At 33.0% G+C, this 25,979-nt stretch carries 24 protein-coding genes; 18 read left to right on the forward strand and 6 right to left on the reverse strand.

What is annotated here, in order from left to right; translation table 11 throughout:
- Positions 1–16 precede the first annotated feature (16 nt).
- The 6 genes from ACWA1F_RS09825 to ACWA1F_RS09850 form a co-directional block, all read right to left on the reverse strand.
- The gene (locus tag ACWA1F_RS09825) at positions 17–1,291 is read right to left on the reverse strand and encodes an O-antigen translocase (RefSeq protein ID WP_456893601.1); all 1,275 of its coding nucleotides are present in this window, start codon (positions 1,289–1,291) and stop codon (positions 17–19) included.
- Complete coding sequence (locus tag ACWA1F_RS09830) at positions 1,292–2,443, reverse strand: DegT/DnrJ/EryC1/StrS family aminotransferase (protein ID WP_456893602.1); 1,152 nt, start codon at positions 2,441–2,443, stop codon at positions 1,292–1,294.
- Positions 2,440–3,387, reverse strand: a complete 948-nt coding sequence (locus ACWA1F_RS09835; RefSeq protein WP_456893603.1) for a FemAB family protein — start codon at positions 3,385–3,387, stop codon at positions 2,440–2,442. The genes ACWA1F_RS09830 and ACWA1F_RS09835 overlap by 4 nt, the downstream gene beginning before the upstream one ends.
- An 85-nt stretch (positions 3,388–3,472) precedes the next feature.
- Positions 3,473–4,075, reverse strand: coding sequence for a trimeric intracellular cation channel family protein (locus tag ACWA1F_RS09840; RefSeq protein WP_306156934.1), 603 nt, complete (start codon positions 4,073–4,075; stop codon positions 3,473–3,475).
- Between the two features lie 117 nt (positions 4,076–4,192).
- On the reverse strand, positions 4,193–5,044 hold the full coding sequence (locus ACWA1F_RS09845; RefSeq protein ID WP_456893604.1) for a hypothetical protein: 852 nt from the start codon (positions 5,042–5,044) through the stop codon (positions 4,193–4,195).
- A 103-nt stretch (positions 5,045–5,147) separates the two neighbouring features.
- Entirely contained in the window at positions 5,148–5,891 is a 744-nt protein-coding gene (locus ACWA1F_RS09850) for an RDD family protein (protein ID WP_456893605.1), read from the reverse strand.
- A 20-nt stretch (positions 5,892–5,911) separates the two neighbouring features.
- Between ACWA1F_RS09850 and ACWA1F_RS09855 the strand changes: the two genes are divergently transcribed.
- From ACWA1F_RS09855 to ACWA1F_RS09940, 18 genes are all read left to right on the forward strand, one after another.
- Positions 5,912–6,892 carry a stage II sporulation protein M gene (locus ACWA1F_RS09855; RefSeq protein ID WP_456893606.1) on the forward strand — a complete coding sequence of 327 codons (981 nt, stop codon included), beginning with the start codon at positions 5,912–5,914 and terminating at the stop codon, positions 6,890–6,892.
- Positions 6,893–6,901: 9 nt separating this feature from the next.
- Positions 6,902–7,675 (forward strand): DUF4129 domain-containing protein, encoded by a 774-nt coding sequence (locus ACWA1F_RS09860; protein WP_456893607.1) that lies wholly within the window; start codon positions 6,902–6,904, stop codon positions 7,673–7,675.
- On the forward strand, positions 7,668–8,870 hold the full coding sequence (locus tag ACWA1F_RS09865) for a DUF4350 domain-containing protein (RefSeq protein WP_456893608.1): 1,203 nt from the start codon (positions 7,668–7,670) through the stop codon (positions 8,868–8,870). Before ACWA1F_RS09860 ends, ACWA1F_RS09865 begins: the two co-directional genes overlap by 8 nt.
- A 105-nt stretch (positions 8,871–8,975) precedes the next feature.
- Complete coding sequence (locus tag ACWA1F_RS09870) at positions 8,976–9,989, forward strand: AAA family ATPase (RefSeq protein ID WP_456893609.1); 1,014 nt, start codon at positions 8,976–8,978, stop codon at positions 9,987–9,989.
- A gap of 221 nt (positions 9,990–10,210) precedes the next feature.
- Positions 10,211–11,542 carry a DUF58 domain-containing protein gene (locus tag ACWA1F_RS09875; protein WP_456893610.1) on the forward strand — a complete coding sequence of 444 codons (1,332 nt, stop codon included), beginning with the start codon at positions 10,211–10,213 and terminating at the stop codon, positions 11,540–11,542.
- Positions 11,543–11,660: 118 nt separating this feature from the next.
- On the forward strand, positions 11,661–12,746 hold the full coding sequence (locus ACWA1F_RS09880) for an alkaline phosphatase family protein (RefSeq protein WP_456893611.1): 1,086 nt from the start codon (positions 11,661–11,663) through the stop codon (positions 12,744–12,746).
- 188 nt (positions 12,747–12,934) lie between these two features.
- On the forward strand, positions 12,935–13,723 hold the full coding sequence (locus ACWA1F_RS09885) for a TrmH family RNA methyltransferase (protein WP_456893612.1): 789 nt from the start codon (positions 12,935–12,937) through the stop codon (positions 13,721–13,723).
- Between the two features lie 255 nt (positions 13,724–13,978).
- On the forward strand, positions 13,979–16,198 hold the full coding sequence (locus ACWA1F_RS09890) for a RelA/SpoT family protein (RefSeq protein WP_456893613.1): 2,220 nt from the start codon (positions 13,979–13,981) through the stop codon (positions 16,196–16,198).
- Between the two features lie 24 nt (positions 16,199–16,222).
- On the forward strand, positions 16,223–16,762 hold the full coding sequence (locus tag ACWA1F_RS09895; RefSeq protein WP_456893614.1) for a hypothetical protein: 540 nt from the start codon (positions 16,223–16,225) through the stop codon (positions 16,760–16,762).
- Between the two features lie 183 nt (positions 16,763–16,945).
- The gene (locus tag ACWA1F_RS09900) at positions 16,946–17,410 is read left to right on the forward strand and encodes a Fur family transcriptional regulator (RefSeq protein ID WP_008462215.1); all 465 of its coding nucleotides are present in this window, start codon (positions 16,946–16,948) and stop codon (positions 17,408–17,410) included.
- Between the two features lie 98 nt (positions 17,411–17,508).
- Positions 17,509–18,780 carry an adenylosuccinate synthase gene (locus tag ACWA1F_RS09905; protein ID WP_125721472.1) on the forward strand — a complete coding sequence of 424 codons (1,272 nt, stop codon included), beginning with the start codon at positions 17,509–17,511 and terminating at the stop codon, positions 18,778–18,780.
- 52 nt (positions 18,781–18,832) lie between these two features.
- Positions 18,833–19,417 (forward strand): NUDIX domain-containing protein, encoded by a 585-nt coding sequence (locus ACWA1F_RS09910; RefSeq protein WP_306156963.1) that lies wholly within the window; start codon positions 18,833–18,835, stop codon positions 19,415–19,417.
- A gap of 55 nt (positions 19,418–19,472) precedes the next feature.
- Complete coding sequence (locus ACWA1F_RS09915) at positions 19,473–20,264, forward strand: DUF4261 domain-containing protein (RefSeq protein WP_456893615.1); 792 nt, start codon at positions 19,473–19,475, stop codon at positions 20,262–20,264.
- A gap of 106 nt (positions 20,265–20,370) precedes the next feature.
- Positions 20,371–21,861: a S41 family peptidase gene (locus ACWA1F_RS09920; protein WP_456893616.1), complete on the forward strand. Its 1,491-nt coding sequence runs from the start codon at positions 20,371–20,373 to the stop codon at positions 21,859–21,861.
- Between the two features lie 3 nt (positions 21,862–21,864).
- Positions 21,865–22,812, forward strand: coding sequence for an alpha/beta hydrolase (locus ACWA1F_RS09925; RefSeq protein ID WP_456893617.1), 948 nt, complete (start codon positions 21,865–21,867; stop codon positions 22,810–22,812).
- An 87-nt stretch (positions 22,813–22,899) separates the two neighbouring features.
- Complete coding sequence (locus ACWA1F_RS09930; protein WP_306156971.1) at positions 22,900–23,784, forward strand: L,D-transpeptidase; 885 nt, start codon at positions 22,900–22,902, stop codon at positions 23,782–23,784.
- Between the two features lie 363 nt (positions 23,785–24,147).
- Positions 24,148–24,738, forward strand: a complete 591-nt coding sequence (locus ACWA1F_RS09935; RefSeq protein WP_456893618.1) for a TetR/AcrR family transcriptional regulator — start codon at positions 24,148–24,150, stop codon at positions 24,736–24,738.
- A gap of 79 nt (positions 24,739–24,817) precedes the next feature.
- The gene (locus ACWA1F_RS09940; protein WP_456893619.1) at positions 24,818–25,957 is read left to right on the forward strand and encodes an FAD-dependent oxidoreductase; all 1,140 of its coding nucleotides are present in this window, start codon (positions 24,818–24,820) and stop codon (positions 25,955–25,957) included.
- Positions 25,958–25,979: the final 22 nt, after the last annotated feature.

The following is a 25,979-nucleotide window of genomic DNA, read 5'->3' on the forward strand; positions in this document are numbered from 1 at the left end:
ATAACTAACTGGTCAATTAAAACAAACTCTTCTTAAAATAAACACACAACACAAACAAATAAATAAAATTTTCTAGCGCATATCCAATTACAACACCTTCAATTCCATAAATTTTAATAAAATACAAACTGAAAAAATACAGAACTGCAAACGAAAATAATTCGGTTAAAATAAATGCAGAAGTCTTTTTTTTCGCAAAAAACTGATATCCTAAAATAAGAGCACAAACTTTAAAAATATCTCCCAAAAGCTGCCAGAAAAACAAATTGGTAACTGGCAAAAATTCTTTTGTAAAAAGCAACTGAACGATAAAAAATCTGGTAAAGTAAATTACAGTCAATCCGAAAACAAATACGGGGAGTATAAATTTATAATACTGCCAAAATATACTTTTAGTTTCGGAATTATTTTTTGCTTTTGATAATTTCGGCAGAAAATAAACGCTCACAATAGTACTTACAAACATTAGATAATAGGACGAAATTCTCGTCATTGATTCCCAATATCCTGCTTGCTCAATTCCTAAGTGCTGAATAATATGATTTCGAATTGCAAGAAATACAAAAGGTCCAAAAACAGACGAAACAAGCGCCATTAAAGAATAAGAAGAAAGGCTCTTTAAAATTTTAATATCGAAAGAATCTAATTTTATAATTTGAAGAAACTGAATCTCTCGCTGAACCAAATAAAAAGTAGCAAAAAATAGCAACGCTGGTGCAATTACAATTGCAAATAAAGCTCCAGAGGTTTTGAATTGTAGAATCAGAAAAATGGAAGTCATTAATCCGATTATATTTCCAATAATATTGATCCGAATTACTTTTTGAAATTTGCCTAAACCATTAATTACAGCAATTAAAAAAATAGAAAGTCCGTAAGTTGGTAAAACCAATGCTAGAACTTTAAAAAAAATTAAATATTCGATGTTATTTCCAAAGATTTTCTGATTCCAGTAAGAAGCTGTAAAGAATAAAATTCCGCTTAGCAGAAACGCAACAAACAATAAACTGATAAAAACAGTAGAAACTATTTTTTGAATTTCAATTTTATTTTTTTCATTTTCAGCTGTATATTTTACAATTCCGTTTTGAAAACCTAAAGAAGAAATATTCTCTAATGAAGTCAAGAAATTCCGAAGGTTTCCAACCAAAGCCATTCCGCTGGGACCAACAAAAACCGCTAATATTTTTGAAGTAATTAATCCGATTCCAATTTTTAAAGCAACACTTAAACTGTTTAAAGAAGTGATCTTAAACAAACTCGTTTGAATTATTTTTCTATAGAAATTCAATTAGTATTGATTTAAAATTTCAATAATAAAATCGACTTCCAAGTCAGTCAAAACTGGACTTATGGGCAAACTCAAAACTTCTCTATGAATTTTTTCTGTAATAGGAAACGACAAATTATTCCATTCTTTAAAAGCTTTTTGCTTGTGTGGCGCAATTGGATAATGAATAACAGTTTGAATATTATTTTGAGCTAAATATTCTTGTAGATTTTCTCTATTTTCTGTTCGAATGACAAACAGATGAAAAACGTGATTATTGGAAAAATCCCAATACGGCAATGTTATTTTTTCGTTTTTAATTTCTGCTAAATAGCGTTTTGCAACACCTCTTCTTCTCTGATTATCTGCGTCTAAATTAGGCAATTTCAGATTTAAAAATCCAGCTTGCAATTCGTCTAATCTCGAATTTACTCCGATATATTCGTTGTGATATTTCTTTTCTGAACCATAATTTCGAAGCGAAAAAAGCACTTTTGCTAATTCAGAATCGTTTGTTGTGATCGCTCCACCATCGCCCAAACAGCCCAAATTTTTTCCTGGGTAAAAGCTGTAAGCGCTTGCAGATTTTAGATTGTAGATTTTAGATTTTAGATTTCGAGCTAAATCTCCAGAATTTGAAATTTGGGATTTAAAAATATTGGAATTTGCATTAACACCGTGACTTTGCGCACAATCTTCAACAATAATTAAATTGTTCTTTTCTGCAATCTCGTTTATTTTCTCCATTTCAGCCAATTGTCCGTACAAATGAACGGCTAAAACAGCCTTAGTTTTTGGAGTGATTTTTTCCTGAATTAAATCAGAATTTATGTTGTACGTTTCTAATCTTGGCTCAACCAAAACTGGAATTAAATCGGCTTGTAAAATGGCTAAAATACTCGCAATATAAGTATTTGCAGGAACGATTACATCATCGCCTTTTTGGAGTTTTCCGAGTTCGATGTATCCTTTAAAAATGAGAACCAAAGCATCAAAACCATTTCCTACTCCGATACAATATTTAGAATGGCAATATTCAGCAAAATCTTTTTCAAAAGTTTCTACTTCCTTTCCTAAAATATACCAGCCGTTTTCTAAAACTGATTTCAGTTTTTCCTGAAAAGCAGTTTCATACGGTTCGTTTATTTTTTTTAAATCCAGAAAAGAAATCATAATGTAAGTTTGTAAAAGTCCTGACTATAAACACTGCAGCCTAATTCTTCTTTTTGCTTTATAAGACCTTTATTATAACCAAATTCATTTTCTTCACCCACAATTCCCATATCGAAGAAATGCTTTCCTTTTCTTTTATATTTATGGATCAAATTGATGAACAAAAAGTCGAGCGCTCTAAATTCTTCTCCCATTTTTGAAGTAGCGCCATATTGAGATTTAACAACATTTTTAGTTTCAAAAATGGTTATTCCTGAAATAATTTCATCATTTCTATAGGCTGAATATTGCCTAATATTTTGAGGGAATTTAGATTTTAAGATCGCTATTTCTTCTTTTGAATGTACTGGCTTTACATCAAATTTTTCTAATAATCTTGGCTCCAAAACTTTCTCCCAAAACGGATCAAAATTCTCTTCTTCAAAAATATCTAAATCGAGATTTTCAATTCTTCTGAAATGTTTCATTTTACTTTTAGAAATATTCAAAGGAATTGTCAGATTAACGGCCAGATTCATTTCTTTTCTTTCTAAAACCGCTCCTCTTTTCGTTAAAAAAAAGTCCATTGCGGCATTTCCTTCTGAAAAATAAAAATCTGGAATTGGCTTATAATAAAGATTTTCGATTTTATTTTCTTTCAAAAAAAGCAAAATTTCATCTAAAATTGATTCTACTTTTTCTGTTTTCAATTTCGATAAAAACACTAATCCGCCATAAGTTAAACCTTGGTGAGAATATATAGAATTCTCTTTTTTATTTGCGGGAAGAATCGCTTTCAGTTTTTCGTCTTCAAAAATTAAAAGCGAAAAATCCTCAAATCGATCTTTATGGTATTCCATAAAATCGCGATGAAATAAAAAAGTCGCATTTTTAGCTTGAGCGACAAAATCGTTCCAAATAGTATAATCGTTCTTATTGTATTTTCTTACGACGAATGTTTTCAAAGTTTTATTTTTTTGCCACGAATTTCACCAATTTTCACGAATTAAATTAGTGCAAATTCGTGAAATTCGTGGCTAAATATTTTTTCTACTTATGATCGAATGCTTTTAAATGCCATTTGTATTTTACTGCCATTAATCGAACCACAATAATCACAAGAGAGGTAACTAAATATAATATATCGTCGTTTAAATTTAGTTTTCGCAATCCAAAAAATACGATTCCTCCCAAAATACAGATTGTGGCATAGATTTCTTCTCTAAAAACGTTTGGAATTTCGTTACATAAAATATCACGAATTACACCGCCAAAACAGGCTGTCATGGTTCCTAACGCAATACAAATTGCTGGATGAAGTCCTGTTAGAATTCCTCTTTCGAGACCAATTAATGTAAAAACGCCAAGACCAATGGTATCAAACAAAAACAACGAAGTACGAAGTTTATCGAAGCTTTTTCTGAATAGAATGGCTAGAAAAAATCCTAAAATAATTACGTAAACATATTGCATGTCGCGCATCCAGCCAACGGGAGTTCTTCCGATTAAAACATCACGAAGTGTTCCGCCTCCAACTGCAGTTACAAATGCAATGATAAAAACCCCAAACGGATCTAGTTTTTTGTGCATTGCGGTTAAGGCGCCAGACATTGCAAACGCCATGGTCCCAATAATATCGAGTAGGTGAAACATTCTTTCTGAGTTGCTGAGTTTCTAAGATTCTAAGCTGCTAAGCTTTTCTTAACAAAAAGCCAAAGTTACAAAGTTGCAAGGAATAATCTTAGCAAATCTAACTCGTAAAATCACTTATCATCTTTTCACGTAAATCGGACTTCTTTTTAGCAAATATGTGATCGAATCTATCCAACTGTCTTTTACTGCCAATAATGGCTTGCGGGTTTGCGAGTAGATCTTGTCTTTATTTTTATACATGTCAAAATAAACCGTATAGTAATAATACACCTGATTGTTTGCTGTTGTGGTAGAAATATCGCTTGAAGATACTTTTTTGTTATTGTTGCTCACTTTTGTATCTCCACTGCTGTAGGTAGTAGCTGTAGAGGCTGTTCCAATGGTATATGAAATTTTTGCAGCCACTATATTATCAACTCCTAGTATTTTTTCAAGATCTGCAATTGGAGTTTCGTCAATATTGTTATGATCGATTCCTGCTTTGTGCAAAAGGCTATTGGTTGTTCTTAAATCCTGAACCGTTAATGGCAAAATATTCGACGCTTTATCCAACAGTTTGTTATACAGATCATTTTGAGCAAATTTCGCCATATCTTCAGAACCTTGCTGATTATCGGCGTTTACGTAAGGAACTGGCAGTACTGCAATCGTATTGGGTTTCATCTCTGCAGTTTCAATACTTTGAGAAGTATTTTGAGCTGTGTTGTTTGAACTTGAAGACGCATCAAAAGTTTGAGTTCTTCCGCTTGCAAAATCGATTCTCGCGATCTGCGAAACATCTAGCGAAATCTGAACTGTTTCGCCAGGAAGCGAATAATCTACGGTTTTATCAGACATTTTTAAAATCGTACAATCGATTATCTGATAATCTCTTTTTATAATTCTATCTAATTTTTTTCCGCTTTGTGCAAAAGTAATACAAGCAGATAATAGTACTAGTAACACTAGAAATGGCTTTGTAATTTTCATTTGTTGGAAATTTTTGAATTAAAAATGTATCGTAAATATATTGATAAAATTTAAAAAATTATCAATAAAACTCAAAAAACACTTTTAAATCTTTAATGAAAAATCACATATTCTGAGTGTAGAAATTATAGTCTTTTAAAATGACACGAATAAAATCGCTATTATTTCCAGATTGATTTTTTATGCCTGTTACGCTTTCAATTTTGGCTACCAATTTGTAAATCACTTCATGATCGTTTTTAGCAACCGCTTTTTGAAAAGTTTCCTTAATAATACGCATATCATTGTCTGAAAGCTTAATTACCAAAGGATAAGTTGGCACATATGCTTCGCCAATTTCTTCTAAAATAGTATGGCTGATATTAATTCTATTCTTTAAAGTAATTACTGCTGTTCCTGCCGCCATATCGCCCAATCGCTGCGATTTCTGACTTGTGATAACCGCAATAAGTCCAGGAAGTCCAAAGAAGGTAAAAAAGTCTATTACTCTAAAAAACCAGCGGATTAAATAGTCACCAAAACCTGCCTGATAACCATCAATTTTTACGACCTTAATTTTTAATAACTTTTTGCCAAGTGACTGTCCTTCAAAAACACTTTCTAAAACTAGCGAGTAGACTATAACTGGCGAATAGAGCATTAAAAAAATCGCTCCTCGTGACCAACCGTCCAAATTAACCATTAGCCGATCTAGTTGCAACCAGTCAAAAAGAACTATTGAAAGTGCTGTTATATAACAGATTATAATAAATAGATCGATAAAAAAAGCACCTAATCTTTCGCCTACAGAAGCAGCAATAAAATTTATTTTGACATTTTGTGTCGTGTTAATAGATAATTCTGACATATTTCATATTTTAGCCTACAATGAGAGAAATCGCCTTTATAAAACAAAACAGAGAAAAATGGCTCGAGTTTGAGCTGGCAATTTTTGGTAAAGCTAAAAAAAATCCTGATGAATTAGCTAATTTGTACATTCAAATGATGAATGATTTGTCGTATGCTCAAACGTATTATCCTAAAAGTAAAACGGTTGTATACCTTAATCATCTTGCGTCTCAGATTTATCAAAAGATTTACAAAACCAAACGCACAGACCAGAACCGCGTTGTTGATTTCTTTAAAATCGAAGTGCCTTTATTGGTTTACGAATACAGAAGATATTTGGTTTATGCTTTTGTGCTGTTTTTTGTTACGGTTTCAATTGGCGTTCTTTCTGCCCGTTACGATCGTGATTTTGTGCGTTTAATTTTAGGCGACGAATACGTCAATATGACTTTGGCAAATATCAAAAAAGGCAATCCGATGGCCGTGTACGGTTCGGGAAGCAATTGGGGAAGTTTTATTGGCATTACCGTAAACAACCTTTTTGTAGGCGCAAAATGTTATTTCTATGGCATATTTGTTGGAATCGGCACTTTTAATATATTTCTTCAAAACTGCATTATGCTGGGTTCTTTCCAATATTTTTTCTACGAACAAGGCGTTTTCTGGAAAAGTGTGCGAGGCATCTGGATTCATGGTTCTATGGAAATTTTCGCCATTGTAATCGAAACGACTGCTGGATTTATTTTAGGGGCTTCTATCCTATTTCCTAAAACTTTCTCCAGATTGAATTCTTTCAAAATTGGTTTCAAAAACAGTTTCAAAATATTTTTGAGTACTTTCCCTTTCACGATAAGTGCAGGATTTTTAGAAGGCTTTATTACCAGATATTCTATCGATATGCCCAATTGGCTAAGCAGTTTTATTATCTTAGTGACGCTTGCCATAATCTCGTTTTATTACTTGGTTTATCCTTTTATTGTACACAAAAAAATGCATTCTTTAACCGCCGAAAAACTTTAAGAACAAGTAATGACCAGATTATTATTTATTTTATCTTTTCTTTTGTACTGCGGTATTTCTCAGGCTCAAGATTCTATTCCTGTAACCCAAGATCCTCCAAAAGTTACTGGAATTAAATACACCGAAAAAGACATTCAAGTCGATTCTAGAACTGTAGAAGCTAGACATTTTGAAAAAAATTTCAAGAAAAAATATACCGGCAAAGAGTATATCTACGAATATAAAACTCCCGAAAAAAACTGGTGGGATCATTTTAAGCATTGGCTGGCGAGACAAATTTTCAATTTGTTTAATTTCAGCAGTGTAAAAACATCTCTGAATTTTGTTGCAATTCTGTTTAGAATAATCGCAGTTCTAGTGGTTATAGTTTTGATTTATTTTATTGCCAGAGCTTTGACCAAACAAGAAGGAAGATGGATTTTTGGAAAGAATACCAAGAGAACTTTATTCTATTCAGATGCCGAGAAAAACATTCATCTTTTGGATTTTGAAAAACTGATTAAAGAAAGCCTTGAAGCCGGCGAAAGAAGAGTCGCAATACGATATTACTATTTATGGCTTTTGAAAGTAATGGCACAAAATCATTTTATTGAATGGGATATCGAAAAAACCAATTCTGATTATTTGTACGAATTGCAGAGTCCTGCTCATAAAGAAGAGTTTACCTATCTTTCTTATCTGTACAATTATATTTGGTACGGAGAATTTGAAATTGACGAAGCAACATTTAGAAAGACTGAAAACAGATTTAAAAAAGCATTAAAAACATTTGGCAATGGATAATAAAGTTAAAATATACATTGCTATTCTGGTTTTAATTCTCGGAATAACATTATTAGTAGACAAAGGACAGCCAAAACCTATTGATTGGACTCCGACGTACTCTGTTGAAGATAAAATCCCATTCGGATTGTACGTTTTTGATCAGGAAGCTGATGGCCTTTTTAAACAAAAAGTAGAAAGAATTTCTACCCAGACGCCTTATGAATATCTGGATTCGCAATATGATGCAAGAGAAAATGTAGAAACCTATAAAATAAAAGGCACTTTCATTAATATTTCTGAGGCTGAAAACATTGACGATCAGTCGATGAAAGAGATTTTATATTTTGTTTCTCACGGAAATAATGCTTTTTTAAGCATGAAAGTGTTCCCGAAAGTGTTATTGGATTCTTTAAAAATTGAATTGAAAACCGATTTTATTCCCAATGACAGCACTTCGGCTTGGATGGCAAATAAAAACATAAGTCAAAAAAAATATACTTTTAATACAGGTCTAAGCGATTATTTTTCTAAAATCGATACTTTAAACACAAAAGTTTTAGGATACCAATCTACTCGTAAAAACAAAAGGCAAGTCAATTTTATTGAAGTTCCGTATAAAAATGGATATCTCTATTTGCACACGCAGCCAGTCGCTTTTACCAATTATTATCTGCTGAAAAAAGACAACTATCAGTATACTGAAAGTCTGGTATCTTATATTCCAAAAGGAAATATCTTTTGGTACAATAAAAGTTTTGACGACAAACGAATCTCAAGTTCTCCAATGCGATATATTTGGAGTCAGCCCGCTTTGAAATCGGCTTGGTATTTGGGCATAATCGGAATTCTTATTTTCATGATTTTTAATGCCAAACGAAAACAGCGCATTGTGCCAATCATAAAACCTTTGCAAAATTTAACCGTTGATTTTACTAAAACCGTTGGAAATTTATATTATCAGGAAGGCGATCATACCAATATTATTGACAAAAAGATTATTTATTTTTTGGAAAGAATTAGAACCGATTATTTGCTTGACACTACTAAGCTAGATGACGATTTTATAACCAAATTGCACTATAAAACAGGAAAAGACAAAAAAGACATTCAAGATTTGGTACAATTAATAAATGACCACCGAAATAGTTATCACGGAAGTCTGGAAGAAGATCTTCTTAGAATAAATACAGCAATAGAAAAGATTTTACATTAACTAAAAAAGTTGCCACAGATTAAAAAGATTCGCACAGATTAACTAAAAAAATCTTTTTTAATCCTTAAAATCAGTGGCAAAAAGAAAATAAAAACAGACCCAATTATGGACGACATCAATACAACATCAAACGAAATCACAAATGAAAATGTGAATTTTGAAACGAGAATTAACCTTACTCCTCTTTTAGAGCATGTAAATACGATTAAAAAAGAGATCGAAACAGTAATCGTGGGACAGCACAAAATGGTAGACCAACTTTTGGTGGCGATTTTGTCAAACGGTCATGTTCTTCTAGAAGGTGTTCCTGGAGTTGCCAAAACAATTTCGGCTAAATTATTGGCTAAAACTTTAAATATCGGTTTCAGCAGAATTCAGTTTACGCCAGATTTAATGCCTTCTGATATTTTAGGAACTTCTATTTTCAATTTGAAAAACTCAGAATTTGAATTCAAAAAAGGTCCGATTTTTTCGAATCTGATTTTAATTGACGAAATCAACCGTGCTCCTGCAAAAACTCAGGCCGCACTTTTTGAAGTAATGGAAGAACGCCAGATTACAATTGACGGTTCTGCTTACCAATTAGAAGCGCCATTTTTGGTAATTGCAACGCAGAATCCTGTAGAACAAGAAGGAACTTATCGCTTGCCTGAAGCACAATTGGACCGTTTTCTTTTTAAAATCACAATCGATTATCCAAAATTGAATGAAGAAATTTTAATCATTCAAAGAGAACATTCTTTGCAAGATCACGGAAAATTAGATGCTATAAAAACCATTCTTTCTGCTGAAGAAATTAAAGAATATCAAGGTTTGGTAAAACAAATTAGAGTGGAACAAAACCTTTTGGAATATATTGCGAGAATTGTGGTAAATACACGCGAAAATGCCTTTTTATATTTAGGAGCTTCGCCTCGTGCTTCGATAGCAATTTTGAATGCTTCGAAAGGTTTTGCTGCCATTCGCGGACGCGATTTCGTTACGCCAGAAGATATTAAAGAAGCCGCAATTCCTGTTTTACAGCACCGTGTAATTGTAGCGCCAGAACGCGAAATGGAAGGTTTGACAAGTTCTGAAATCATTAAACAAATTATTGAAACAGTAGAGATTCCGAGATAGTTAAAACTCCTGCAAGGTTTCCAAAACCTTGTAGGTGTATTTCTTAACAACAGACCAACTAATACCTACAAGGTTTTGAAAACCTTGCAGGAAACGTGAAACCTGAAATTTGCAAACAAGTTTTGTCCCCCTGAGCGAAGTCGAAGGGCAAACTTTAAACCTGAAACTTTAAACCTGACCCGAGGCTGAAAGCCGAACGGACGAAGTAAACAAAAAATAAAGTGAAATTCATAAAAAGTCTATATCTGAACAATTTCTTTTTCTATGTGCTCATTGGTATTATAGGATTATTTATTTGTGCCTTTATTTTTCCGAATATGTACAATGCGGTTTGGCTGTTGGTTTTAGGTTTAGTTACTTTTTTGGGACTTGATATTTTACTTTTGTATCTAGCGCGAACAGGACTAGAAGCAGAAAGAATTACTCCCGAAAAGTTATCCAACGGAGATTTGAATCCTATAAAAATCAATCTAAAAAATCATTATACTTTTACAATTTCGGTTAAAATTATTGACGAAATTCCGTTTCAATTTCAAGTTCGTAATTTCAAAATTGTAAAAACGATAAAAGCAGCTTCACAAAAAGAAATTGGTTACGATCTTCGTCCAACAGAACGTGGAGAATATCATTTTGGAGCTTTAAACATTTATGTTTCTTCGCCTTTAAGATTAATTTCGAGAAGATTTTCTTTTGATAATGATCAAATGGTGCCTACTTATCCGTCTTATATTCAGTTAAGAAAATACGATCTGATTGCTTTTTCGAATAATCTATTTCAATACGGAATCAAAAAAATACGCCGAATTGGTCATACGATGGAGTTCGAACAAATTAAAGAATATGTTCAAGGCGACGATTTGCGAACGCTGAACTGGAAAGCAACTGCCAAGAGAAACTCTTTAATGGTCAATCAGTTTCAGGACGAAAAATCACAATCGGTTTATATGGCAATCGACAAAGGCCGTGTCATGCAAATGCCTTTTGACGGATTAAGTTTATTGGACTATGCTATTAATTCTGCTTTGGTTTTGTCGAATGTTATTTTGAAAAAACAAGACAAAGCTGGTCTGTTCTCTTTTTCTAAAAAGGTAGAAAACCGTGTTTTTGCAGAAAGAAGAGGTTCGCAGATGCAGAAAATCTTAGAATCACTTTATAACGTAAAAACAGATTTCTTTGAAAGCGATTACAGCAGATTGTATGTTGATATTAAGAAAAACATCAATCAGAGAAGTTTAATAATTCTATACACCAATTTCGAAACAATGGATGGTTTAAACCGTCAATTGCCTTATTTAAAAGGAATTGCCAAAAGCCATTTATTGGTAGTTGTTTTCTTTAGCAATACAGAATTAAACAGCATTATCAATAAAAAAACAACTACTATTCAGGAAGTTTATGATAAAGTGATTGCCGAAAAATTCATGTTCGAAAAACGATTAATTGTAAATGAACTGAAGAAATACGGAATACATTCTGTTTTAACGCAACCTGAGAATCTGACTTTGGACGCTATTAATAAATATCTGGAGATTAAATCTAGAGGGATTTTATAACTCAATTAATCTGTTAACTTATGGTTATTTTACAGATTAGCTTCGCTGCAATTGTCATTAATAAATTAGTTTTGAAAGAAATAATATTCTGATTATAAAAACTCAAAAACAGATCAAAATGAAAAAAGCAATTCTATTTCTGTTCCTTTTATTAAGCATTAAAACTCAAGCCCAAAAAACAGAAAACATCATTATTATCACAACCGACGGTTTTAGATGGCAGGAACTTTTTAAAGGAGTAGATTTAGCAATTGCTAATGATAAAAAATTCAATCAGGGAGACAGCACTTATATTTATAAAAAATACAGCAGTCCAGATAGCAAAGAATCGCGCAAAAAAATAATGCCTTTTTTCTGGTCTGAAATTGCCTCGAAAGGTCAGATTTACGGAAACCGAGATTTAGGAAATAAAGTTGATGTTGCCAATCCGTATTGGTTTAGTTATCCTGGATATAGTGAAATCATGACCGGAAATGTCGATTTAAAAGTCAATTCAAATGGTTACAAAGCCAATCCGAATGTCAATGTTTTAGAGTTTTTAAATCAGCAGTCTAAACTAAAAGGGAAAGTTGCAGCATTTGGCACTTGGGATGCTTTTGACAGAATTTTGAACGAAGAAAGAAGTGGTTTTCCAGTAATTTCTGCTTTTGATAAAGTGGGTGGAAACAAACCAACTGCAGCGCAAAAATTGCTTAACGAAATGCGTGACAACTCCTATAAGCCGTTTCATCAAGACGAATGTTTAGACCTTTTTACACATTATCAAGCTTTAGACGAATTAAAAACAAAAAAGCCAAAAGTACTCTACATCGCATACGGCGAAACCGACGAATGGGCGCATCACGCACAATATCGCTCGTATTTAGATGCCGCAAATCAAGTAGACAAATGGATTCAGGAAATCTGGAATTTTGTTCAGAACGATCCACAGTACAAAAATAAAACAACCTTATTTATAACGGTTGATCACGGTCGCGGTGACAAAGTAAAATCGCAATGGACAGATCACGGCTCTGATGTTGCTGGCGCTTCTGAAATTTGGTTTGCCGCAATGGGACCAGAAATTGCTCCAAAAGGCGAAATCAAAACCAATTCTCAGATCTACCAAAAACAATTCGCGCAAACCATAGCTAAATTTCTAGGCTATACTTTCAAAACAGATCATCCTGTTGAAGAAGAAGTAAAAGCAGTTTTTGAAAAATAGTTTTTTAGCCACGAATTACACGAATTTTCACGAATTTTAAATTTTCAATTCTATTGGAAAAATTAGTGCAATTCGTGTAATTCGTGGCTAAACAAATAATCCACTCCTAAACCTGCAAGGTTTTAAAAACCTTGCAGGAAGAAAAAAACTCTGTACCTTTGCCTCTTTGCAACTTTGAGCCTTAAAAAATGAAACAAATCACTTCAATTCAAAATCCGTTTATCAAATCTTTGGTTTTACTTCAGGAAAAATCCAAAGCCAGAAAACAAACCGGAACATTTTTGATTGAAGGCTTACGCGAAATTTCATTAGCGATAAAAGGCGGTTACGAAATCGAAACGGTTTTGTTTTTACCCGAATTAGTTTCTGAATCAGAAATCAACAAACTGATTCAAAATCCGTTTCAACTTATCGAAATCAATAAAGAAGTCTATCAAAAACTGGCGTATCGTGATACTACAGAAGGAATTTTAGCGGTTGCAAAAACCAAATCTTTAAAATTATCTGATTTAAAATTATCAGATAATCCGTTGATTTTGGTTGTTGAATCTCTTGAAAAACCAGGCAATATCGGCGCTGTCTTGCGTACCGCAGATGCCGCCAAATTGGACGCTGTTTTAATCGCCAATCCAAAAAGCGACTTATACAATCCGAATATTGTTCGTTCTAGCGTTGGCTGTTTGTTTACCAACCAAATTGCAACGGGAACATCCTCAGAAATTATTTCCTTTTTAAAAGAAAAAAAGATCAATTTCTACAGCGCGACTTTACAAAATTCGACTTCATATCATACACAAAACTTCACTACTCCAACAGCTTTAGTTGTGGGTACAGAAGCTACAGGTTTAACGCAAGAATGGCGTGATGCCGCAACTCAAAATATCATTATTCCGATGCAAGGCGAAATCGACAGCATGAACGTTTCTGTTGCCGCGGCAATTTTAATTTTTGAAGCGAAAAGGCAGAGAGGGTTCTAATGTAGAGTGACAAAGTTTCAAAGTCACAAAGTGGTAAAGATTTTCCGTAGAGACGCACCGCAGTGCGTCTAACATACTGATTGGTTTTAAGGTTTCTAAAGTAAAAAGTTGCACCTTTAAATTTGTCAGACTGAGCGAAGTCGAAGTCACATTCCTGTAGGAAAAAATCTAAAATCTGCAATCAAAAATCTACAATCCCAACCCCTTGCGTATATGGCAACAAATTTCTATATTTAGTACTTGAACTATGCCGTTATGACAGAAATAGATATAGAAAAAGAAAACAAAGCTATTGCGCAGGAATACAAGGAATTACTACGAATAAGTTACCAAACGTTAGACACAACCGACAAAAAATTAATTCGAAAAGCTTTTGATGTTGCCGTCGATGCTCACAAAGAACAGAGACGTAAATCGGGCGAAGCGTATATCTTTCATCCTATTGCAGTTGCAAAAATTGTTGCTTCAGAAATTGGTCTGGGTGCGACTTCTATTGCTGCGGCCTTATTGCACGATGTTGTTGAAGATACTCCCATGACGGTTGAAGACATTGAGCGTTTATTCAATCCGAAAGTGGCGCAATTGGTTGAGGGTCTGACTAAAATATCTTTAGTTCAAAAAGATTTGAATGCTTCTATGCAGGCGGAGAATTTCAGAAAAATGATTCTGACATTGAACGATGATGTCCGCGTAATTCTGATCAAATTGGCCGACCGTTTGCATAATATGCAGACCATGGATTCGATGGCTGAATACAAACAGACTAAAATCGCCTCAGAAACTTTATACATTTATGCGCCTCTAGCTCACCGTTTGGGACTTTATAATATTAAAACCAAACTGGAAGATTTAGGCTTAAAATATACCGAACCAGCAATTTACAACGACATTGTAAGCAAAATTCGTGAAACAAAAGAAGAACAAGACGCTTACATCAAAGACATTTCTGATGTTTTAAAAAAATCTTTAGACAACGAAGGCGTAGATTATATCATCAAAGGCCGACCAAAATCGATTTATTCTATCCGTCGAAAAATGCGTGCTCAAAACGTTACTTTTGATGAAGTGTACGATAAATTCGCCCTTAGAATAGTGTACAAAGCCGATCCGCATGAAGAGAAATTCATTGCATGGAAAATCTATTCGATCGTAACAGACCACTATAGACCGAGTCCGAGCCGTTTGCGTGACTGGATTTCATCACCAAAATCAACTGGTTATGAAGCCCTTCACATTACCGTAATGGGTCCAAAAGGACGCTGGGTCGAAGTTCAAGTACGAAGTGAGCGTATGGACGAAATTGCCGAAAAAGGGTACGCAGCGCATTACAAATACAAAAACGGAGCCACAGAGGAAAGCGGTCTGGATACTTGGCTGAATCTCCTTCGCGAAGCATTGGAAAATCCAGAAACCAATGCGGTTGATTTTGTCGAAGATTTTAAAATGAATTTATATTCTAAAGAAATTTTCGTCTTTACGCCAAAAGGAGAAATTAAATCACTGCCAAAAGGTGCCACTTCACTAGATTTTGCTTTCAGTATTCACTCCGAAATCGGAATCAAAACGCGTGGAACCCGTGTAAATGGACGTTTAGTTCCTCTTAATTATGAATTAAAAAGCGGTGATCAGGTCGAAGTTATCACTTCTCCAAACCAAAAACCAACTGTAAACTGGTTGGAATATGTAACCACTTCTAGAGCAAAAAATAAAATCAAAAATGTTCTTAACGAGAACACTAAAAAAATTGCCGAAGAAGGAAAGGAATTGCTTATTCGAAAATTAAAACATTTAAAAGTCACCTTTAACGAACAGGTTACAAACGAGTTAGTTAATTTCTTTAAACTAAAAACAAGTTTAGATTTATTTTATAGAGTTGGAATTGGTGCAATCGAAAATCAGCAGTTAAAAGATTATGCGGCGCAAAAAAGCAATTCGTTTATCAATTTCTTTAAAAATAAAATTAAACGAACCAAAGATACCGCAGATGAAGATATTCACAAGCCAGTCATTAGCAGCAATTATGATATGCTGGTTTTTGGAACGGAGCATGATAAATTAGATTACAAACTTTCGCAATGCTGTAACCCGATTCCTGGAGATGATGTTTTTGGTTTTGTGACCATTAACGAAGGAATCAAAGTGCATAAAAAAGATTGTCCGAACGCGATCGGAATGCAGTCAAATTACGCATACAGAATTATGAGCGCCAAATGGATTGATTCTTCTCAGGAAGAATTCAAAGCCATTATCAATATTACTGGAATGGACGTTTTAGGACTTACCAACCAATTGACGAAAGTAATTTCGAATAATATGAGCGTAAATATTCAAAGTATTTCGCTTAGCACCGACGCTGGAATTTTTCACGGACAAATTGCAGTGATTGTTAAAAACAACACGATTTTGAAAAAAATGATTAGCGCCATCAAAAAAATTGACGGAGTTGACAAGGTTACCAGAGAATATCGAACTTAATTATTAGAAAAGTAATTTTATTTTATGGATAATACTATAGAAATTCCTCAATTGATTTTTGATGAAAATGGAGAACTGATTATCTCTGCTTCTGATTCTTCATCAAAAAATGATTTCGATTTTTTTATTGGCAAATCTACTATTAGAAATAAAAAACTAAAAAAAAGACTTTGTAATTGTAACGAATGGATTGAATTTCCTTCTACTCAGGAAATGTACACGATTTTGCACGGAATTGGCAATATAGATAATTTTCTTGCTACTTTTGATGGAGAACCATTTGAAGGAATGACGGTAAGATTATTTAATCCGAAAACAAAATTATGGAGCATCTATTGGTCGGACTCAAATACTGGCGTTTTAGACAAACCTGTAGTAGGGTCTTTCGAAAATAAAGTTGGACATTTTTTTTCTAAAGATATTTTTGAAGAAAAACCAGTTATTCAAGTATTTCGATGGGATGCAAGAGACGAAAAAAATCCAATCTGGAGTCAGGCCATGTCTGATGACAAAGGAAAAACTTGGGAATGGAACTGGTATATGTATATGACTAAAACAAATTAAGCATTGTTAGTTTTATCATAAATTAAAATAATTATGTTAATTAAGCTAAAATAGACTTTCAAAATATTTTTGACGTAAAAGCCTGTATTTAGTGCCTTATTACTAATCAAAATCAAGTTTAAACGTTAAACTTTAAACCCGAAACTTTTATTCATTAAAAATAAAAAATTATCTTTGCCGGATATGACACTTATTTCAACTGACAACACTAAGAATCAAGAAATTGTAAAAAATGTTTTTACACTATATCTTGAACAAAAAGGGCATCGCAAAACTCCTGAGCGTTATGCTATACTTCAGGAAATTTACGATAGCGAGGAGCATTTTGATATAGAAAACCTTTATATCAAAATGAAAAACAAAAACTATCGTGTGAGTAGAGCAACGTTATACAACACGATCGAGTTATTGTTGGACTGCGCTTTGGTTAGAAAACATCAATTTGGACAAAATCAGGCTTACTACGAAAAATCATATTTTGATAAACAGCACGATCATATCATTATGACAGATTCTGGTGAGGTAATCGAATTTTGTGATCCAAGAATTCAAACCATCAAAAAGACTATCGAAGAAATTTTTGATATCGAAATCACAAATCACTCGCTTTATTTCTACGGAAACAAAAAGCAAAACTCAAATTCATAGTCTTTTAAAGATTAGACTTTTCAAAAAAATTAAAAAAAGAAAATTAACTACATAATCAGTAGGGCAACTTAGATTGCCTCAACGCAAATTAAAACAGAATGACCGTAGATTTATTACTAGGATTACAATGGGGAGATGAAGGTAAAGGTAAAATTGTTGACGTACTTACCTCAAATTACGATATTATTGCACGTTTTCAAGGAGGACCAAATGCAGGACATACGCTAGAATTTGACGGAATCAAACACGTACTAAGAACTATTCCTTCTGGAATTTTCCATAAAAACTCAGTAAATATCATCGGAAATGGTGTTGTAATTGATCCTGTAGTTTTTCAAAAAGAAATCGAAGGTTTAGAGAAATTCAACCTTGATATCAAAAGCAAATTAATCATTTCTAGAAAAGCTCACTTAATTTTACCAACTCACCGTTTGCTTGACGCAGCTTCTGAAGCTTCTAAAGGAAAAGCAAAAATTGGTTCTACTCTAAAAGGAATTGGACCAACTTACATGGACAAAACAGGTAGAAATGGTTTGCGTGTTGGTGATATTGAATTAGAAGATTTCAAAGAGCGTTACAGAGCTTTGGCAGACAAACATGAGGCAATGATTGCTTTCTATGATGTTGCTATTCAATATAACTTAGCTGAATTGGAAAAAGAATTCTTTGAAGCTATTGAAGAATTAAAGAAATTAGATTTTATTGACAGTGAAGAATACATGCACCAAGCTCAAAAAGCGGGTAAATCTATTCTTTGCGAGGGTGCTCAAGGATCTTTGTTAGATGTTGATTTCGGAACTTATCCTTTCGTAACTTCATCAAATACTACTGCTGCTGGAGCTTGTACAGGTTTAGGAATTGCTCCTAACAAAATCAAAGAAGTTTACGGAATTTTCAAAGCTTACGTTACACGTGTAGGTAGCGGACCTTTCCCAACTGAACTTTTTGACGAAGTTGGTGCTACAATGGCAAAAGTAGGTAACGAATTTGGTTCTGTAACAGGAAGACAAAGACGTTGCGGATGGTTAGACTTAGTAGCTTTAAAATATGCTGTTCAAGTTAATGGAGTTACGCAATTAATGATGATGAAAGGTGATGTCCTTTCTGGTTTTGAAACTTTAAAAGTTTGTACTGAGTACAACTATAAAGGTCAAAATATTTCTCATTTCCCTTACAACATTGAGCCAGAAAATGTTACTCCGGTTTACAAAGAGTTTAAAGGATGGAAACAAGATTTAACAGGATTGACAACTTTTGACGAATTGCCAATTGAGCTAAAAGAATATATTGAGTTTATTGAAAAAGAAATCGAAGTGCCAATCAAAATTGTATCGGTTGGACCAGACAGAAAACAAACAATAACAAAATAATACATTTTAAACGCTCTGATAATCAGAGCGTTTTTTTTTGAAGAATATTTTTATGAGAAAAAATCCAGAAATCGAGATTACAGAAACCAAGTTATTATCTGATAATTGGTATGTATTAAACAAAGTAACTTTTAATTATAAAAAAGAAAATCAGCCTGTTGAGTCACATATACGTGAAGTATATGATCGCGGAAATGGCGCTGGAATATTACTGTACAATTCTGCTAAAAAAACGGTTATTTTAACGAGACAGTTTCGCTTGCCGACTTATTTGAACGGAAACAAAACCGGAATGATGATTGAAGTTTGCGCAGGGCTTTTGGATAAAGATAATGCAGAGCAAGCTATTATTCGTGAAACAGAAGAAGAAACAGGTTATCGTTTAAGCAAAGTTCAAAAAGTTATTGAAACTTACATGTCGCCAGGATCTGTAACCGAAATTTTATATCTTTTTGTTGGTGAATACGACGAAAAAATGAAAGTTAGCGAAGGCGGCGGACTCGATGCTGAACAAGAAAACATTGAAGTTTTAGAACTGACTTTTGATGAAGCTTATGCCATGATTGAATCTGGAGAGATTTCGGATGCTAAAACAATTATGCTATTGCAACACGCTAAAATAAAAGGTCTGATTTAGAAGTTTTTTGAGTATTTTAGAATCCTATTTTAATTAAACCTCAAATCAATTAATTATGGGATTATTTGACTTTCTTAAGAAAAAGGAAACTTCTGAACCAAAAAATGAAAAAGGCGCATTGCTTGCAATGCCACTATTTATTAATAACGAGAGTTACAATATAGACAGTGTAATTCAAAATCTGAAAAATCTCTGGGGATTATCTATTATAAATTTTTCTGGAGATAATAATTCAGCTGTTTTTACAGTAAATAATGAATTAGTGACTATATTTTTTGTACCAGGACAAATTCCTAGTGATGAAGTTTCAACAACTATTAAATATGCATACAACTGGCATAAAGCAGAAGAAGATTTAAAAAACTATACAGGACATGCAGTTGTTTCTGTTATGTCTGCACAAGGAAGTCAAGTAGAGAGATATACCATTTTGAGCAAACTATTATGTTCTATTCTTTCAACTTCAAATTCAATAGGTGTATATCAAGGAAAACAGACTTTATTGATACCTAGAAATCAATACTTGGAAAATATTGATGATTTACAGCAAGGAAAATCTCCAGCTCATTTGTGGGTTTATATTGGGATCAAAACCTCTGAAGAAGGAAATTACTTGTATACCTATGGATTGCCTGAATTCGATAAGCAAGAAATGGAAATCATTAAATCTCCTAAAGAGCTTTTAGAAGTTTTCAATTTCTTTGCCAACATTGTTTCGTACGTAATTAATGGTGATATTACATTACGAAATGGAGAAACTTTAGGCTATACAGCAGACCAGAAAATAAAAATTACAGCTTCGCAAGGAATGTTTGTAGAAGGACAAACTTTAAGATTAGAAATGTAATCTGGAAAATTTCGAATGCTAAGAAAATATGCTGTTATTGCAAGCTAAAATAAAAGGTCTTATTTAGAAGTTTTTTGAGTATTTTAGATTGACAAAAAGATCTAAAATGCTCAAATCTAAAATAGTACTAATTTTCCTTTTTCCTTTATTTATTTTTTCGCAAAGCGAAAAATGGCCAGCAGAAAAACTCCAGCAAGATTTAAATATCTTTAGAGAAATTAGAGAAAAAGCCAATTCTGGACTTTACAAATACAGAGCAAAACAGCAGATTGACAGTATTTACAATTGGGCATTTTCGCAGATTAAAGAGCCGAAAGAACTTATTGAATTCTATAAAATCATTTTGCAGATAACCGATTTTGAAGGAAGCCTACATAATGACACCACACTTCCTGATGATTTTGAAAAGAAATATTCATCAGGGAATGTCTTCTTCCCTTATCCCGTAAAACTCATCCAGAATAAGCTGATTCTTAATTTTAAAAATGAAGAAATTCCACTCGGTTCTCAAATTCATAGCATTAACGGAATCGAAACTCAAAAAATACTCACTTCGCTTTACAAATATTATACGACCGACGGATATAACATTACAGGAAAATCAATCGGAATTGGAAGTTCTTTTGCTAAATATTTCGAAATGGAATATGGCGCGCAAAAAAGCTTTTTAGTCGAATATTCTCTTCCAAACCAAACTCAAAAACAGACCAAAAGCATTTCTTCTGTTTCTAATGAAATTCGAAAAGAAAACTTTAAAAATAGATTTTCGCTTCCAATTGATAGTCTGCAATATCAAAAAGCAAAAGATAAATATTCATTTAAAATAATTTCCTCCAATACAGCACTGCTTTCTGTTCATACTTTTGTTATTGGTCGAAATGCCAAAGACAAACAGCATATTGCGTACAAAAAATATTTGGACAGCTGTTTTCAATACCTTTCCAAACATTCGGAAATAAAAAACCTAATTGTCGACGTCAGAAACAATGGCGGCGGCACCGATCCAAATGATATTATAACTTTCTCTTATTTAGCAGAAAAACCTTTTCGAGAAAATGCATCGGCTTATGTGAATTTTCAAAAAATACCATTTCCAAAATATTTAGTTTACGAAGAAACCGATCCTAAAAAACAGCAGGAAGAACTGAAAGATTTTGAAGACGAGCTTATAGAAGAATTTCCAAAGCTGATAGATCAAAAATATTCTCAAGACAGTAAATTCAATATGTTATTACAGCCTGATAAGAATAGTTTTAAAGGGCAAATTTACTTATTGATTAGTCCGAGAATTGCTTCGGCTGGATCTTTGTTTGCTTCACTTGTGGCAGGAAATACAAAGGCAATTGTTATTGGAGAAGAAACTATGGGAGGCTATTTTGGACACAACGGCCACACTCCTATTGAATATGAATTGCCCAATACCAAAATTAAAACACAATTTTCTATTGTAAATTTAGAACAAGACGTTCCTAAAAAAACGAATCAGATTTTTGGAAGAGGAGTAATTCCAGATCATGAAATCTCCCAGACTTTGGAAGATTTTATGCAAAATAGAGATTCTCAATTTGAATATACTTTGAAACTTATTGAAAAATAGTAAATGAAATTACAAAAAAATAGATTTTTAAAAACCTTGTTATTCCTATTTATTTTGATAAACGTAATCGCGTTCTTTCACACTTATAAGTTTACTCATTTTAAAGAAAACAAATCTGAAAAAACTCAAAGTCCAGAAAAATTATCATCTTGGGAAAAAGCAAAAACATTATTGCTAGGAGTAAATAATCCCAAACCCAAAAATTCAAAATTTCCTTCTCAGAAATATAAAACACTAAAACTGAAAAGTAATAAAGAAATAGAATGCTGGTTTATTCAAAACCCAAACCCAAAAGGAACTGTTATTTTATTTCATGGTTACGGTTCTGAAAAATCTTCTTTAATTGAACGATCTGAGGAATTTCAAAAATTAGGCTATAGCACCCTGCTGGTTGATTTTATGGGTAGCGGAAATTCAGAAGGAAACCAAACAACAATTGGCTTTAAAGAAGCAGAAGAAGTAAAAACTTGCTTTGATTACATTAATTCAACGGGAGAAAAGAACATTTTCCTATTTGGAAGTTCTATGGGCGCAGCTGCCATAATGAAATGCATTAATGACAGTAAAATAAATCCAAAAGGAATAATTATAGAATGTCCGTTTGGTTCAATGTATCAAACTGTTTGCGCCAGATTCAAGAAAATGAATGCACCCACATTTCCTATGGCTGGAATCTTATTATTTTGGGGAGGAATTCAAAACGGTTTTTGGGGTTTCAACCACAACCCTTCCGATTATGCTAAAAGTATCAAATGCCCAACTTTACTTCTTTATGGAGAAAAAGATAAAAGTGTCAGCAAACAAGAAACAGATAAAATCTATCATAATTTAAATGGTTTTAAGAAACTTGTGATTTATAAAGAAACAGGACACGAAAATTATTTAATTAAAAATAAATCGCAATGGGTTAGCGATGTTACAGATTTTATAGCCAAAGCTGAAAAACTTTAAAATGTAAATACCGAAACCTATTCCAAAAATTATGTAACCCTTTTCAGCTATCATATTTATAACTTTATCTTCATAAAATTACGACCCATGAAAAAGTTATATTACACCGCAAATGCCCTACTTATATTAACATTAGTTTTATTAGGTTCTTGTAAAAAGAGCGATACCATAACGCTGACTGAAAATAAAAAAGAGAAAAAGGAAGTTATAGAATATAAAAAACCTAAAACGGTTTCTTATCAAATTGAAAAAACCAAAGACTGGCTGAAACTTAATGAAGCTGACAGTTCAAAAATGGATATTGTGTATGCATTAAATCGTACTGATAAAGCCAATTTTAAAAAGTTAGATTCTGTTGTAATTCCAGCAGATTTTAGCGGAGATTTGGTTTATTATCTTCCATTTCCGCTGCATGTTTCAGCATTAGAAGAAGTTTCAAAAATTATACTTTTCTCCTATCCTACCCAAACTTTTGCCGCTTATGAAAATGGCGAGTTAGTGCGTACAGGCCCAACAAATATGGGTAGAAAAAAAGACCCAACGCCAACTGGATTATTTTTTACTAACTGGAAAGCAGAAAAAACAACCAGTACTTTTAATGACGAATGGGATTTAAAATGGAATTTTAATATCGAAAATAAACTAGGTGTTGGTTTTCACGAATATGATTTGCCAGGATATCCAGCTTCTCATTCTTGCTTACGATTATTAGAAAAAGATGCCAAATACCTTTACAAATTTGCTGACGAATGGATTTTGAAAGACAAAGAAAATGTAAAAGTTAAAGGTACGCCAGTAGTTGTTTTTGGAAGTTACAATTTTGACGGACCAAAACCATGGCTTCAATTAGCCTCAGACGCAGAAGCTTTAAAAATTTCTGAAAGCGATATTGATACTCAGGTACAACCCTATTTAAAGGAAATTTTAGAAAACCAAAATCTAAGAGAAGCCGAACCCACAAAAACTCTTTAAAAAATATAGAATAAGTATAAAATCAGTTGAAACAGATAAAATTGTTTCAACTGATTTTTTTTTATAAATAGTTCGGCTAAAGCCTTTTCTCTCGATCTTTTTTAAACCTCCATCTAAAGCTGGAGGCAATTTAAAATAAGAACTTTGCAACTTTGTCACTTTGCAACTAAGAAAAAAACTTAGCTTCTCAGCACCTTAGAAGGTTAGAAGCTAAAAAAACTCTGACCCTCTGTCACTTTGCAACTTTGCAACTAAGAAAAAAAACTTAGAACCTCAGCACCTTAGCATCTTAGAACCTTAAAAAAATAAAAAAGCGATCATTCATTTATTATTTATATCTTTGCATCATAATAAGTTAGAAATATGAGAACGCGAGATATCAATAAAGAAGAAATTGTAAAACAGAAAGCAATTGAAATGATTGTTAACCAAGGTGTAGAAGGTTTTGGAATGAATCGACTAGCGAAAGAATGTGGAATTTCAGTTGCTACACTTTATATTTATTATTCGGACAAAGAAGACTTAATCAAAAAAATCGGAATCGAAATCGGTAAAAACTTTTTTGACAATATGTTTGAAGGATTTTCTGCTGATATGTCTTTCAAAGATGGATTAAGAAATCAATGGGAGAATAGAATTTATTTTAATTTAAATTTTACGCGACAAGCAACTTGCTTTGAACTTTTAAAACATTCTACTTATGGAGATGATATCGTAAAAGAAATAACTGGCGATTACAAGCAAATAATGACCCAATTTATGCTTGCTGCAATTAAAAGAAAAGAACTGATTTCTATTCCGTACGAAGTATTCTGGAGCATTGCTTACGGTTCGCTTTATTCTCTTTTAGAATTTCATAGAGAAGGAAAATCAATGTCTGGAAAACCTTTTATTCTTACTGATAAAATTAAAGATGAGGCATTTAATCTGGTTCTTAAAGCTTTGACACCCTAACTCAATTGCAAATATTAAGATCAACTGCAAAATTCATAATTCATAATTCATAATTCAAATACAATATAATTTCATTAAAATGAAAACTTCAATTATAGAAAATAAAAAAATAGCCATAATTGGCGGCGGGCCAGTCGGACTAACCACAGCCCGAATTCTACAAATTAATGGTGCCGATGTCACTGTTTACGAAAGAGACGTAAATGCCGAAGCAAGAACATCGGGCGGAACTTTAGATATTCATTCTGATTCTGGGCAATATGCAATTCAGAAAGCAGGATTAATGGATGTATTTTATAAGTATGCGAGACCAACGGGCGAAAAAATGGCGGACATGGACGGAAATATTACTTCTGACGAAATGCCTGATGAAACAAACGCTTTTTCTCGTCCAGAAATTGACCGCAATGATTTGAGAAAAATTATGCTGGATAATCTTGAAGAAAATACAGTGGTTTGGGATAGTCAGCTAATTAATATCGAAAAATCTGAAAATCAATATGTTTTAGAATTCAAAAATGGCACAAAAACTACTGCCGATTTTGTAATTGTAGCAAACGGCGGAAGATCGAATGCGCGAAAATTTGTAAGCGATCAAGAGCCTCAACTTTCTGGGACCTATATTATTCAAGGAGAAATTTCGAATCCAGATTTGGATTATCCAGAGTTTAAACCGAAATACGGAAACGGGAATGTTATGGCAATGGGAGAACATAAAATGTTTTACACCCATACCATGCGTGACGGTTCTGTTCATTTTGGAGTTTCTTTTAAAGCCGATGAAGATTGGATTTTAAATAACGGAATCAATTTTGAAGACAGTCAAGCAGTAATTTCTTTTTTGAATGAAAAATTTGAAAATTGGAACGACGATTACAAAAAATTCTTTGCTAAATCAACCGATTTTTCTGGTTTGCCATTACGTTTATTTTCTTTAGAAGAACCTTGGAAAGAACATTCAAATATTACTCTAGTGGGCGATGCAGCGCATTTAATGCCTCCATTTGCAGGCGAAGGTGTAAATATGGGATTATTTGATGCTTTCCACTTAACGGAAAATTTAACCAATGGAAAATTCAATACAATTGACGAAGCCATTGAAAATTATGAGAAAAAAATGTTTGGTTATGCTCTCGAAGCACAGCGTATGACGAAGAAAATGGAAGATTTACTGCATTCTAATATTGTGGCTGAAGATATTTTGAATAGTAGATTCTAATAAAAAGAGTTAACTTAGATAA

This window comes from Flavobacterium erigeronis (assembly GCF_054075165.1).

What these genes read in the sequence shown, in the direction of transcription:
- ACWA1F_RS09830 (WP_456893602.1), bottom strand. Translation starts at nt 2,443, where the DNA reads ATGATTTCTTTTCTGGATTTAAAAAAAATAAACGAACCGTATGAAACT.
- ACWA1F_RS09845 (WP_456893604.1), bottom strand. Translation starts at nt 5,044, where the DNA reads ATGAAAATTACAAAGCCATTTCTAGTGTTACTAGTACTATTATCTGCT.
- ACWA1F_RS09915 (WP_456893615.1), top strand. Translation starts at nt 19,473, where the DNA reads ATGGGATTATTTGACTTTCTTAAGAAAAAGGAAACTTCTGAACCAAAA.
- ACWA1F_RS09870 (WP_456893609.1), top strand. Translation starts at nt 8,976, where the DNA reads ATGGACGACATCAATACAACATCAAACGAAATCACAAATGAAAATGTG.
- ACWA1F_RS09930 (WP_306156971.1), top strand. Translation starts at nt 22,900, where the DNA reads ATGAAAAAGTTATATTACACCGCAAATGCCCTACTTATATTAACATTA.
- ACWA1F_RS09925 (WP_456893617.1), top strand. Translation starts at nt 21,865, where the DNA reads ATGAAATTACAAAAAAATAGATTTTTAAAAACCTTGTTATTCCTATTT.
- ACWA1F_RS09935 (WP_456893618.1), top strand. Translation starts at nt 24,148, where the DNA reads ATGAGAACGCGAGATATCAATAAAGAAGAAATTGTAAAACAGAAAGCA.
- ACWA1F_RS09940 (WP_456893619.1), top strand. Translation starts at nt 24,818, where the DNA reads ATGAAAACTTCAATTATAGAAAATAAAAAAATAGCCATAATTGGCGGC.
- ACWA1F_RS09890 (WP_456893613.1), top strand. Translation starts at nt 13,979, where the DNA reads ATGACAGAAATAGATATAGAAAAAGAAAACAAAGCTATTGCGCAGGAA.
- ACWA1F_RS09910 (WP_306156963.1), top strand. Translation starts at nt 18,833, where the DNA reads ATGAGAAAAAATCCAGAAATCGAGATTACAGAAACCAAGTTATTATCT.
- ACWA1F_RS09855 (WP_456893606.1), top strand. Translation starts at nt 5,912, where the DNA reads ATGAGAGAAATCGCCTTTATAAAACAAAACAGAGAAAAATGGCTCGAG.
- ACWA1F_RS09865 (WP_456893608.1), top strand. Translation starts at nt 7,668, where the DNA reads ATGGATAATAAAGTTAAAATATACATTGCTATTCTGGTTTTAATTCTC.
- ACWA1F_RS09880 (WP_456893611.1), top strand. Translation starts at nt 11,661, where the DNA reads ATGAAAAAAGCAATTCTATTTCTGTTCCTTTTATTAAGCATTAAAACT.
- ACWA1F_RS09905 (WP_125721472.1), top strand. Translation starts at nt 17,509, where the DNA reads ATGACCGTAGATTTATTACTAGGATTACAATGGGGAGATGAAGGTAAA.
- ACWA1F_RS09840 (WP_306156934.1), bottom strand. Translation starts at nt 4,075, where the DNA reads ATGTTTCACCTACTCGATATTATTGGGACCATGGCGTTTGCAATGTCT.
- ACWA1F_RS09850 (WP_456893605.1), bottom strand. Translation starts at nt 5,891, where the DNA reads ATGTCAGAATTATCTATTAACACGACACAAAATGTCAAAATAAATTTT.
- ACWA1F_RS09900 (WP_008462215.1), top strand. Translation starts at nt 16,946, where the DNA reads ATGACACTTATTTCAACTGACAACACTAAGAATCAAGAAATTGTAAAA.
- ACWA1F_RS09860 (WP_456893607.1), top strand. Translation starts at nt 6,902, where the DNA reads ATGACCAGATTATTATTTATTTTATCTTTTCTTTTGTACTGCGGTATT.
- ACWA1F_RS09920 (WP_456893616.1), top strand. Translation starts at nt 20,371, where the DNA reads ATGCTCAAATCTAAAATAGTACTAATTTTCCTTTTTCCTTTATTTATT.
- ACWA1F_RS09895 (WP_456893614.1), top strand. Translation starts at nt 16,223, where the DNA reads ATGGATAATACTATAGAAATTCCTCAATTGATTTTTGATGAAAATGGA.
- ACWA1F_RS09885 (WP_456893612.1), top strand. Translation starts at nt 12,935, where the DNA reads ATGAAACAAATCACTTCAATTCAAAATCCGTTTATCAAATCTTTGGTT.